The organism is Rhizobium sp. P2_G2, assembly GCF_056403555.1.
The window spans coordinates 133807-142764 of record NZ_JBFUFF010000010.1 but is presented as its reverse complement, the minus strand read 5'-3'; the positions used below and the strand labels follow the sequence as shown (position 1 = coordinate 142764).

Here is an 8958-nt window from a genome sequence, read left to right as displayed (position 1 = left end):
CATAAAAGGCGGGTCAAATCTCGGTGGAAATGCCGGGTCAGTTCTCAGTGGAAATCAACACCTCGGTCCATCAAAGCGCATGCTATGCTCGTGCGCGCCCGATACATAGGCTGCGAGCGCGTCGCGGACGATCTCGCGCAATTCCGCGCCTTCCCATTGCTCCCGCGTCAAGACGTTATGTGCCTTTGACAGGGCGATCAGCCTTGCATCGAAGGCCTCTCGGCTCTCGCTCAAATTCGAGGCGTTGCGAAGCGTCTGCTTGGCCATGGACTGTACGGTGGTCAACGTGTTTTTGACCCGGTGATTCAGTTCGTCCAGCAACATTCGCTGATGCTGTTCGTGACGCTTCCTCTGTGTGACGTCGCTGGCCGCGCCGAACCACTCAAGGATTTCACCGCTTTCGTCGAAAAGAGGAATGGCGCGGGAAAAGGTCCAGCCCAGTGTGCCGTCGACACGCAGGACGCGGTGCTCCAGTTCAAAAATACTCTTCGTCCGGATGGCTTTTTCGATGGTCGCCATCACTTCCGGCTGATCATCGGGATGGATATATTTGGTGAGCCAGGTCTGGTCCGGCTCCACGGTTGTCGGAATGAAGTCCTTGCCCTCGAGGTGGCGCATTTCGAGCCAATCGGCGCTCATCCGATACACGACATCCGAACTGGCTGTGACGAAGGCGCGAAACCGCTCTTCACTCTCCTTCAATGCCGTCACGGTGTCCTGCCAAGTGCTCCTTGGCAAAGCCATTGGCTCCGTCGCCGCATCCGTGTCGATGACGGCAGCCTTGAGCGCTTCGAGTTCATGCCTCAGCCGCTCGTTCTCACGCTCAAGGCTGCGAAGGCGACTCAGGTCCGATTTCCCGAAGGCCATGAGGCCGATATTCCCTCTGTCCGTAGGAGATGCACGCCTATGGAGGACCTTCCTGCGCATGGATCGGCCCCCTCGGCGCGCAAATCAGCATAGACAGGCAGCGTAAATCATAACGGAAGACCACGCCAGCTGCAATTTGCAGTCGAGGTCTCGACCGGGGGAAGAACGGCGGTTATCGTTAAGGAAGTTGCCCGGCAGGCAGATAGAATAGCTGCACGCTCAAGCCTCCCTCGACTTTCCCCTCAATCTCCGGAAAATCCCGAGCGCCACGGAAAACCGCGGCTGCGGCGGATAATCACGATAAAACTCCTCCTCTTTGCGGCGCAGTTCGAGATAGCGAACGAAATGAAACGCGGCGAGCATGTCGGTCATCTGAAGTCTCCTTGGTGAGTTGCGACGAATAGTCGGTCGCGAGCGCGCCCAATCGACAGAGCGTGGTCGGTCTCGCGAGAAAATTCGTTTTGGGCGCGGTGGCCTTGTGGGAGAGCTTGTTTTTATCCGACAAAAATCTCTTTATCTACGTATTAATTAGAACTATGTTTTTCAATCATGAAAAACATCGGCTGGGATGGCTATCAGATATTCCTCATCGTCGCTCGACAGGGCGGATTGACTGGCGCAGCACAAGCGACCGGCCTCAGTCCCGCCACGGTCGGCCGCCGTATCCTGCAGCTCGAAGAAGCGGTTGGCCGGTCGCTGTTCGGTCGCAGCCAGGCCGGCTATGCGCTGACTGCTGATGGCCAGGTGCTGTTCGATGAATTGCGCGACATGGAAGCTGCCGTGCGCCGCGTCGAAAACTGGCGGCAGGAAAGCGCCGGCCAGGTTAGGGTGCGCGTCGCGCTGGGCACCTGGGTCGGCCTGCTGGTGTCGGAGAATTTCCGCGCCGTCTGTACCGAGCGCGACAATATCCGTATCGAACTTTCCATGGCGGAGCGGCGTGCACCGCTGTCTCATCGCGAGAACGACATCGGCATGCGCGCCTTTGAGCCCGATGAGCCGAACCTTGCTTCCCGCTTCATCAGCGAGGTCGCCTACGCCGCCTACCGGCAGAAGAATGGCCCGCATTTCGACCGCTGGATCGCAGTGCAGGAGAGCGAAGCGATCTCCAACTATCTCCGCTGGCCGCATCAAAACCGGCCGGGCGAGATCGTCACTACGGTCAATCGGCCGCGATCGCTGGTCGATCTTGCCCGCGCTGGCACAGGACTGGTCGTGCTGCCCTGTTTTATCGGCGACCTCGATCCGATGCTTGAACGAGCCGGTGAAGAGATCGGCGAACTTCGTCACAAGCAATGGCTGGTGACCAACAATGACGACCGCAATCGCCGGGAGATCCGGCTGATCTATGACCGATTGGTCAGGCTGTTGAAGAGCCATGTGGATGTGTTTGCCGGCAAGCGCCCAAGCCGGACAAGCTGAAAGACCCGGACCGCGGAGGCGATCCGGGTTATCGCCGGTACGGGCCGGCGGCGCGCGGGGTCAGTTGCCCTGTGCCACGACGACGGGGATCAGCAGATCGCCCCAATTGCCTTCATTGTGGTGCCTGGCCGAACGGATCAGCTCAACCGACACGCCGGCATCGACCGCCTTCATGACGGACTGATTGAGCCGGTGCAGGTCGTTGGCGACCATGCGGATCGCAGCTTGTTGTTCGGCGGTCATTGTGGAAGCTTGTTCCTCGGCGCGTTCCTTGACGCGGGTCTGGACAGTCATGGCATTTCTCCTCTATCGGGGTTCTTGAAGGTGGAAGTCTCGCCCCTCCCTTGAGGGGAGGGGAATTCCTTATTCCGCCGCGGGGCGGAACTGGGCATGCTCGGTGGACTCTTTCATCGCCGTGGTCGACGATTTGCCACCCGAGATCGCCAGCGACACCGCGTCGAAATAGCCGGTGCCGACCTCGCGCTGATGCTTGGTCGCCGTGTAGCCGTTGGCTTCGGCGGCGAATTCCGCCTGCTGGAGTTCGGAATAGGCGGCCATTTGCCGGTCCTTGTAGCCACGCGCCAGTTCGAACATGCCGTAGTTCAGCTGATGGAAGCCGGCCAGCGTGATGAACTGGAATTTGTAGCCCATAGCGCCGAGTTCGCGCTGGTATTTGGCGATCGTATCGTCGTCGAGATTCTTCTTCCAATTGAACGACGGCGAGCAGTTATAAGCGAGCTTCTTGCCCGGATGCGCCTTGTGCACCGCCTCGGCGAATTTCCGTGCCTGGCCGAGATCGGGCTTGGAGGTCTCCATCCAGATCAGGTCGCTATAGGGCGCATAAGCAATCGCGCGGGCGATGCAGGGATCGATGCCGTTGCGCACCTGGTAGAAACCTTCGACGGTTCGACCGGCGTCGTAGTCGACGAAAGGCTGGTCGCGCTCGTCGATGTCAGAGGTCAGCAGCTTGGCGGCTTCGGCGTCGGTGCGCGCGACGATCAGCGTCGGCGTACCCATGACGTCGGCGGCGAGCCGCGCGGCCGTCAGGTTGCGGATATGTGCAGCGGTCGGGATCAACACCTTGCCGCCGAGATGGCCGCACTTCTTTTCCGACGCCAACTGGTCCTCGTAATGGACGCCGGCCGCACCCGCCTCGATGAAGGCCTTCATGATCTCGAAGGCATTGAGCGGCCCGCCGAAACCGGCTTCGGCATCGGCAACGATCGGCGCAAACCAAGTCTCGACCGAAAGCCCGTTGCCCTCCTGCGTTTCGATCTGGTCGGCGCGCTGCAGTGTCCGGTTGATGCGGCGCGCCAGCTCCGGTGCGGCATTGGCCGGGTAGAGCGACTGGTCGGGATACATGGCCGACGCGGTATTGGCGTCGGCAGCGACCTGCCAGCCGGAGAGATAGATCGCCTTCAGCCCGGCGCGAACCATCTGCATGGCCTGGTTGCCGGAAAGCGCGCCAAGCGCGTTGACGAAATCTTCCCCTTGGATCAGCTTCCAGAGACGATTGGCGCCCATTTCCGCCAGTGAATGACGGATTTCCACCGAGCCACGCAGCCGCCTGACGTCTTCGGCTGTATAGGGGCGCTCAATGCCATCGAAACGGCCTTGCGGCGCATTCGGGACAAGATTGTAAAAATCAGTCATAGGTCACTCCATCTGCTCTGTTGACCAGAGATTTGCGCTCGTGGTTCGATGAGGTGGAATTTACATTGCGTTGCAAAATTCGCTATAAAATTGGCAAAAATCGCCTTATAAATCAGGTTATGATGTGCTAAGTTTGACAAAGGTGATCTGTAAATTTGTAAATTTTGTCAAAGATGACGCTGGGCACATTCTGTAAAAAGGATTGACAATTGGCGGAAACCAAAATTTTTGCCGGCCCGCGCGTGCGCCGTATCCGCAATCGGCTCGGTGTTACCCAGATGGCGATGGCCGAGGGGCTTGGCATCTCGCCATCCTACCTCAACCTCATCGAGCGCAATCAGCGGCCGATCACGGTGCAATTGATCCTCAAGCTTGCCTCCGTCTACAAGGTCGATGTCGAGGAACTGCGCGACGAGAGCGGCGGCGTGATCGGCCAGTTGAAGGAGGCTTTCGCCGATCCGCTGCTTGCAGGCGAGATTCCCGGCGGCGATGAACTGATTGAAGTCGCCGAGGCGGCCCCCAATGCGGCGCAGGGCATGGTAAAACTCTATCGCGCCTACAAAGAACAGGCGGCGCGGCTCAGCGATCTCGCGGCACTCCTGGCCCAGGCTGGCCACGATACCTCGGTCTCGGCGGCGAAGATGCCGATGGACGAGGTGCGGGAGCATTTTGCCGCACGGCCGAATTTTCATGAAGGTATCGACACCGCCGCCGAGGCTTTCCATGCCCAGCTTGACGCTGGCGAGGATCTGGCAGGCGCCATCCGCAACTGGCTGCGGGCCGATTGCGGCATCGTCGTCCGGACGCTGCCGGTGCATGCCATGCCCAACCTCCGCCGCCGCTACGACCGGCATTCGATGCGGCTGTTTCTGTCGGAGCGGCTTTATCCGCATGATCAGTTGCGGGAGATGGCGCAGGAGGCCTGTCAGATTGCGCTCAGGAAGGAAATCGCCGCGACGCTGGAAGGTCTCAATCTTTCCTCCGGCGAGGCGAGGCGCATCGCCCGCTTCGAGCTTGCGCGTTACGCGGCGCTGGCGCTGATGATGCCTTATGGCGTCTTCCTGTCGGCAGCGCAAAAGGCGCAATACGATATCGGCCTGCTCTGTGCTCGTTTCCGCGTCTCCTTCGAACAGGCGGCAAGCCGTCTCACCAGTCTGCAGCGATCGGGTGCGGCGGGAGTGCCGTTCTTCGTCATGGAGGTTGATATCGCCGGAAATCGTATCCGTGCGGCCGGCAGCCACGGTTTTCCGCAGGCGCGCTTCGGTGGTCACTGTCCGAAACTCAACATCCACGCCGCCTTCGCCGCACCTGGGCAGATTCTTGCCGAAACTGTCGAGCTGATGGACGGCGCGCGCTATCTGCTGATCGCTCGGACGCTGGAGGGGCCGATCGCCGGCTTCGGCGAGCGTGTGCGGCGGACTGCCTTGCTGATCGGCTGCGAAGCCGCCCATATGGGGCACACTGTTTACGGCCAACTGGCCGCCACATCCCCACTCCTGGCGATTGGTACCGGCTGCCGACTTTGCGAGCGTCCCGGCTGCCTGGCGCGCGCCGAGCCGCCGGTCACCCGTCCGTTGGGCCTGGACGAAATGGTCGCCGGCCTCAGCGTCTTCGATTTCCAATAGAAACACTTCCGAGCAAAATACAAATTTTTTAGTTGTCGGCCGAAAAAATCCTTTCTAATCTGCTGTCCTGGAGAGTGGAACGCCGGACCCGTCGGTAGAATGGCGGGCTGGTTCAAACAGGAGATTATGATGAAGAAACAGCTATTTGGCTTGGCTGTCACGATGACGGCTGCGCTGTTGCTGGCAAGCCCTGCCAGCGCTGAGGACAAAGTTGTCAACGTCTACAACTGGTCCGATTACATCGACAATTCCATTCTCACCGATTTCACCAAGGAAACCGGCATCAAAGTCGTCTACGACGTTTTCGATTCCAACGACCTTCTTGAAACGAAACTCCTGGCCGGCGGCTCGGGCTATGACGTCGTGGTGCCGACCGCACCCTTCCTCGCCCGCCAGATCCAGGCCGGCGTCTTCCAGAAGCTCGACAAGTCCAAGCTGCCGAACCTGAAGAACATGTGGCCGGATGTCATGGGCCGCCTTGCCAAGTACGACCCGGACAATCAGTATGCCGTCAATTATATGTGGGGCACGACCGGCATCGGCTACAATGTCGACAAGGTCAAGGCAGCACTCGGCGACGTCAAGATCGACAGCTGGGACGTGCTGTTCAAGCCTGAAAATGCCGCCAAGCTACAGAAATGCGGCATCAACATTCTCGATGCGTCCGACGAAACCATCGCCATTGCCATGAACTATGTCGGCAAGAGCGGTGACAGCAAGAAGAAGGAAGACCTCGAGGCCGGTGGTCAGGTCTACCAGAACATTCGCCAATATGCCCGTACCTTCAACTCGTCGGCCTATATTGACGACCTGGCGAATGGCGACATCTGCATCACCATCGGCTGGTCGGGCGACGTGCTGCAGGCCAAGAACCGCGCCACGGAAGCCAAGAACGGGGTGAAGATCGAGTATGTGATCCCCAAGGAAGGCACCTATATGTGGTTCGACAACCTGGCGATCCCGGCAGACGCCAAGCATGTCGACGCGGCGCACGCCTTCATCAATTACCTGATGCGGCCGGATGTCATCGCCAAGTCGTCGAACTATGTCCAATATGCCAACGGCAACCTCGCTTCGCAGAAATTCGTCGATGCGGCCATCCTCAACAACCCCAACGTCTATCCGAACGCCGAGGTGATGAAGAAGCTGTTCACCATCTCGCCCTATGGGCCGAAGGAACAGCGGGTGCTCAACCGGCTCTGGACGCAGGTCAAGACTGGCAAATAACCGGACTTTCGGATGGGGCGGCTAGACCGCCCCATTCTTTCTCAGGCGCACAGGGGCGCGCCGATCTTAGATATCAATGATCATCAAAAAGGTGGCACAGGGGAATGGCGAAATCTCTCGGACCGGTAAAGCGCAAATTCACCCCGTGGGATGATCCGGCTGCGAAGCCCTTTATCCGTTTCGAAAATGTCACCAAACGTTTTGGCGATTTCGTTGCCGTCAAGAACCTCACGCTCGATATCTACGAGAAGGAATTCTTCTCGCTGCTCGGCCCGTCGGGCTGCGGCAAGACCACGCTGATGCGCATGCTGGCTGGCTTCGAGGAACCGACCGAGGGCCGCATCCTTCTGCAAGGCAAGGACATTTCCGGCGTGCCGCCCTATAAGCGACCCACCAATATGATGTTCCAGTCCTATGCACTCTTTCCGCATATGACGGTGAAGAAGAATATCGCCTTCGGCCTGGAACAGGACAAGCTGCCGAAGAACGAGATCGATGCCCGCGTCGACGAGATGCTGGCGCTGGTCAAGCTCAAGGAATTCGCCGCGCGCAAGCCGAGCCAGCTTTCCGGCGGCCAGCGTCAGCGCGTCGCCCTTGCCCGCTCGCTCGCCAAGCGTCCGAAAGTGCTGCTGCTCGACGAACCGCTCGGCGCGCTTGACCGCAAGCTGCGTGAGGAAACCCAGTTCGAACTGATGGACATCCAGCACACGCTAGGCCTCACCTTCCTAATCGTCACCCATGACCAGGAAGAGGCAATGACCGTTTCGGATCGCATCGCTGTCATGGACAAAGGTGTCATCGTGCAGGTCGCGACGGCGGCGGAAATCTACGAAGCTCCCAATTCGCGCTACGTTGCCGACTTTATCGGCGACATCAACATTTTCGATGRCAAGGTCGTGTCCAACGAGGCCGGCCAGGTCCGCATCAATTGCGCCGGGCTTTCGGTCACTGTTGCACAGGAATGCACGGCAGTCGCCGGCAATGATGTTGCCTTCGCTGTCCGTCCGGAGAAGGTCAGGATTTCGCTCGACCAGCCGGCCGATACATCAATGAACGTCGCCCATGGCGAGGTGCTGGATATTGGCTATCTCGGCGACTTCTCGGTATTCATCGTTAAACTCGACGATGGCCGCATCATGCGTGCCGCGCAGGCCAATGTCGCCCGCCTTGTCGACCGCCCGATCACTTTCGAGGACACGGTTTGGCTCACCTGGCCGGCAGATGCCGGTCTCGTACTGACACGATAGGAGACGAGCCGATGGCAGATGTCCCCGCCGCGCAACACCAGAGCCCCGCCCGTTGGCTGGTGGTGATCGTCCCCTATGTCTGGCTGCTGCTGTTCTTCTTCGTCCCGTTCTTCATCATCCTGAAGATCTCGATGTCAGAGACAGCCATTTCGATGCCGCCCTATACGCCGGTATTCCAAGGCTTTTCGAAGCTTGGCGACTTCTTCTCGCAGCTCGATTTCGAGAACTATACGGCGCTGACCGAGGATCAGCTCTACTATATGTCCTACCTGAATTCGTTGCTGATCGCCTCCGTCTCGACCATCCTGCTCTTGCTCGTCGGCTATCCGATCGCGCTTGCCATGGCACGCGCCCCTGCGACGATCCGCCCGACGCTGCTCATGCTGGTGATCCTGCCCTTCTGGACCTCGTTCCTGATCCGCGTTTACGCCTGGATCGGTATTCTAAAGCCGGAAGGTCTGCTGACGTTGCTGCTGCAGACGCTGCACATCCTCGGCCCTGACCAGCAGGTGCAGATCTTCCATACTCAAACGGCCGTGTATATCGGCATTGTCTACTCCTACCTGCCGTTCATGATCCTGCCGCTCTATTCGGCGCTGGAAAAGATGGATGGCACCTTGCTGGAAGCCGCGAGCGACCTCGGTTGCCCGCCGATGAAATCGTTCTGGCGGATCACTTTCCCCTTGTCATTGCCGGGCGTCGTCGCCGGCGCGATGATCTGCTTCATCCCGATCACCGGTGAATTCGTCATCCCCGACCTCTTAGGCGGTCCCGACACGCTGATGATCGGCAAGACGCTGTGGACGGAATTCTTCGGCAATCGTGATTGGCCGCTGGCCTCCGCCGTCGCCGTCATCCTTCTGCTCTTGCTGGTGGTTCCGATTGCGATCTACCAGAACCAGCAGCAGAAAGTTTGAGGG

General features: G+C 59.2%; 9 protein-coding genes. 5 read left to right on the top strand and 4 right to left on the bottom strand.

The window, feature by feature from the left end:
* Positions 1-54: 54 nt before the first annotated feature.
* Together AC1D06_RS11220 and AC1D06_RS11215 are read right to left on the bottom strand one after the other, a co-directional pair.
* Entirely contained in the window at positions 55-867 is an 813-nt protein-coding gene (locus AC1D06_RS11220; protein ID WP_477986282.1) for an HWE histidine kinase domain-containing protein, read from the bottom strand.
* Positions 868-1086: 219 nt separating this feature from the next.
* Positions 1087-1239: a hypothetical protein gene (locus AC1D06_RS11215; protein ID WP_477880338.1), complete on the bottom strand. Its 153-nt coding sequence runs from the start codon at positions 1237-1239 to the stop codon at positions 1087-1089.
* 177 nt (positions 1240-1416) lie between these two features.
* On the opposite strand from AC1D06_RS11215, the gene AC1D06_RS11210 reads away from it, so the two are divergent.
* Positions 1417-2286, top strand: coding sequence for a LysR family transcriptional regulator (locus tag AC1D06_RS11210; RefSeq protein ID WP_477880336.1), 870 nt, complete (start codon positions 1417-1419; stop codon positions 2284-2286).
* Between the two features lie 60 nt (positions 2287-2346).
* On the opposite strand, the gene AC1D06_RS11205 is transcribed toward AC1D06_RS11210, so the two are convergent.
* The gene (locus tag AC1D06_RS11205; protein WP_477880334.1) at positions 2347-2580 is read right to left on the bottom strand and encodes an SMc00767 family acetate metabolism repressor; all 234 of its coding nucleotides are present in this window, start codon (positions 2578-2580) and stop codon (positions 2347-2349) included.
* A 69-nt stretch (positions 2581-2649) separates the two neighbouring features.
* A complete protein-coding gene (aceA, locus tag AC1D06_RS11200; protein ID WP_477880332.1) occupies positions 2650-3939 on the bottom strand; it encodes an isocitrate lyase in 1290 nt (429 codons plus the stop codon).
* A 209-nt stretch (positions 3940-4148) separates the two neighbouring features.
* Between aceA and AC1D06_RS11195 the strand changes: the two genes are divergently transcribed.
* The 4 genes from AC1D06_RS11195 (at position 4149) to AC1D06_RS11180 (ending at position 8955) form a co-directional block, all read left to right on the top strand.
* Positions 4149-5564, top strand: coding sequence for a helix-turn-helix domain-containing protein (locus AC1D06_RS11195; protein ID WP_477880331.1), 1416 nt, complete (start codon positions 4149-4151; stop codon positions 5562-5564).
* Positions 5565-5693: 129 nt separating this feature from the next.
* Entirely contained in the window at positions 5694-6791 is a 1098-nt protein-coding gene (locus tag AC1D06_RS11190; protein ID WP_477986281.1) for a polyamine ABC transporter substrate-binding protein, read from the top strand.
* 104 nt (positions 6792-6895) lie between these two features.
* Positions 6896-8038, top strand: coding sequence for an ABC transporter ATP-binding protein (locus tag AC1D06_RS11185; protein ID WP_477986279.1), 1143 nt, complete (start codon positions 6896-6898; stop codon positions 8036-8038).
* Positions 8039-8049: 11 nt separating this feature from the next.
* Positions 8050-8955: an ABC transporter permease subunit gene (locus AC1D06_RS11180; RefSeq protein ID WP_477880326.1), complete on the top strand. Its 906-nt coding sequence runs from the start codon at positions 8050-8052 to the stop codon at positions 8953-8955.
* Positions 8956-8958: the final 3 nt, after the last annotated feature.

Coding starts and splice junctions, on each gene's coding strand:
- AC1D06_RS11220 (WP_477986282.1), bottom strand. CDS start 867: ATGGCCTTCGGGAAATCGGACCTGAGTCGCCTTCGCAGCCTTGAGCGT.
- AC1D06_RS11215 (WP_477880338.1), bottom strand. CDS start 1,239: ATGACCGACATGCTCGCCGCGTTTCATTTCGTTCGCTATCTCGAACTG.
- AC1D06_RS11210 (WP_477880336.1), top strand. CDS start 1,417: ATGAAAAACATCGGCTGGGATGGCTATCAGATATTCCTCATCGTCGCT.
- AC1D06_RS11205 (WP_477880334.1), bottom strand. CDS start 2,580: ATGACTGTCCAGACCCGCGTCAAGGAACGCGCCGAGGAACAAGCTTCC.
- aceA (WP_477880332.1), bottom strand. CDS start 3,939: ATGACTGATTTTTACAATCTTGTCCCGAATGCGCCGCAAGGCCGTTTC.
- AC1D06_RS11190 (WP_477986281.1), top strand. CDS start 5,694: ATGAAGAAACAGCTATTTGGCTTGGCTGTCACGATGACGGCTGCGCTG.
- AC1D06_RS11180 (WP_477880326.1), top strand. CDS start 8,050: ATGGCAGATGTCCCCGCCGCGCAACACCAGAGCCCCGCCCGTTGGCTG.